3 protein-coding genes are annotated in these 1,655 nt (G+C 66.2%); all 3 read left to right on the top strand.

Features of this window, described 5'->3' with window-relative positions; genetic code table 11:
* The first annotated feature begins 98 nt into the window (after positions 1-98).
* Positions 99-467, top strand: a complete 369-nt coding sequence (tnpA, locus tag EAT49_RS20955; RefSeq protein ID WP_123644217.1) for an IS66-like element accessory protein TnpA — start codon at positions 99-101, stop codon at positions 465-467.
* Entirely contained in the window at positions 464-811 is a 348-nt protein-coding gene (gene tnpB, locus EAT49_RS20950) for an IS66 family insertion sequence element accessory protein TnpB (protein ID WP_123644216.1), read from the top strand. The genes tnpA and tnpB overlap by 4 nt, the downstream gene beginning before the upstream one ends.
* A gap of 60 nt (positions 812-871) precedes the next feature.
* A partial coding sequence (locus EAT49_RS20945) for an IS66 family transposase (RefSeq protein ID WP_148078758.1) occupies positions 872-1,655 on the top strand: 784 nt, incomplete at its 3' end.

Raw genomic sequence — 1,655 nt, 5'->3', positions numbered from 1 at the left:
GTAACCGCCCGATTGAAGCCGCCTGCCTGATTGCGGGGTTCCGAGCTAAGACACGTGCATAACGACGTCGTTAGCGACGTGTCTTATCGGAAGGTGCCATGCTGGGCGAGGTTTTGGGTGTCGAACGGCGCCGACGGTGGAGCGAAGACGAGAAGCTCGAGATCCTGTCGGAGGTCGGCGTCGGCGGTGTATCGGTGACGCAGGTAGCGCAGCGCCACGAGATTACCCGCTCCCAGATCTACGGCTGGCGGCGTGACTTGAAGAAGAAGGGCCTATGGTCGCCGGATCGCGGGGCCGTTTTCCTTCCGGTCGATTTTGGTGAGGCGCGGACGCCAGCGAGCGCGCCTGCGGCGGCGCGACCCGTCATGATCGAGCTGCGGCTGAGCAACGGCCGCTGCCTGAGGTTCGACAGCGGTATGGATGGAGAGGCGCTGACCCGATTGATCCGGGCTGTGGAGGCGGCATGATCGGACCGGGAACGGGCGTTCGAGTCTACCTGGCCTGCGGTCCCACCGACATGCGCAAGGGGATCACGGGTCTGGCCGCGCTCGCGCAGGATGTCCTGCGCCAGAAGCCCGCGAGCGGCGCGGTCTTCGCGTTCCGTGGACGACGGGGAGATCGGTTGAAGCTGCTCTACTGGGACGGCCAGGGATTCTGCCTCTACTACAAGGTGCTGGAACGGGGCCGCTTCCCGTGGCCTGCCGTCGCAGACGGTGCCGTGAGATTGACATCGGCGCAGTTGGCGATGCTCTGGGAGGGCATCGACTGGCGCCGTCCGGACTGGGGTGCGCCTCCCGCCAGGGTGAGCTGATAGTTCCTCCAAACCCCTTGTTTTACTGGTTATATCTGGCGCGGGGTGGTAGGGTCACGCATGTCCGAAGCCCCCTCCCTTCCGCCTGATGATCCGGCCGAGCTGCGCGCGATGATCGCCGCACTCGAGGCCGAGAACGCGGCCATGCGGGCGGAGACGACAAGGCTCACGGCCATCCTGAAGGCACACGAAGCCCTCGTTCAGGCCCTCCAGATCCGGATCGCCAAGCTCCAGCGGCAGAAGTTTGGTGCGAGTTCCGAGAAGATCGAGCGTGAGATCGAACAACTGGAGCTGGCCCTCGAGGCACTGGAGGTCGCGGCTTCCGCCGCCCGGGAGCTCGAGGAGGAGCTGGAGGCAGAGCCTGCTGCCCCGGAACCAGCTCCCATGCGGCGCAAACCGAAGGTCTCGGAAGCAACGCCCCGCGAACGCATCGTGCTCGATCCCGGCCATGCCTGCCCCGATTGCGGAGGCGAGCTGCGGCTCGTCGGCGAAGACATGAGCGAGATCCTCGAACTGATCAGCGCGCGGCTGAAGGTGATCGAGACGGCGCGTCCGAAGAAGTCCTGCCGGAGATGCGAGAAGATCACCCAGACCCCGGCGCCTGCACGGCCGATCCCGCGAGCCATGGCGGGACCGGGCCTTCTGGCGCACATCCTCGTCTCCAAGTTCGACGACCATCTGCCCCTGTATCGACAGAACGAGATCTTCGCCCGCATGGGCGCGGAAATCCCGGCCTCGACGCTCGTCGACTGGTGTGGCCAGGGCGTGCGGGTGCTCTCCCCGCTCGTGGCGCGGATCAGGGCCGACGTGATGGCCTCCGACCGCCTCCATGCCGACGACACCC

Source organism: Histidinibacterium lentulum (assembly GCF_003789055.1).
Taxonomy (GTDB): domain Bacteria; phylum Pseudomonadota; class Alphaproteobacteria; order Rhodobacterales; family Rhodobacteraceae; genus Oceanicola; species Oceanicola lentulus.
The sequence above is the reverse complement of the archived record's forward strand: the minus strand, read 5'-3'. Positions and strand labels throughout refer to the sequence as shown.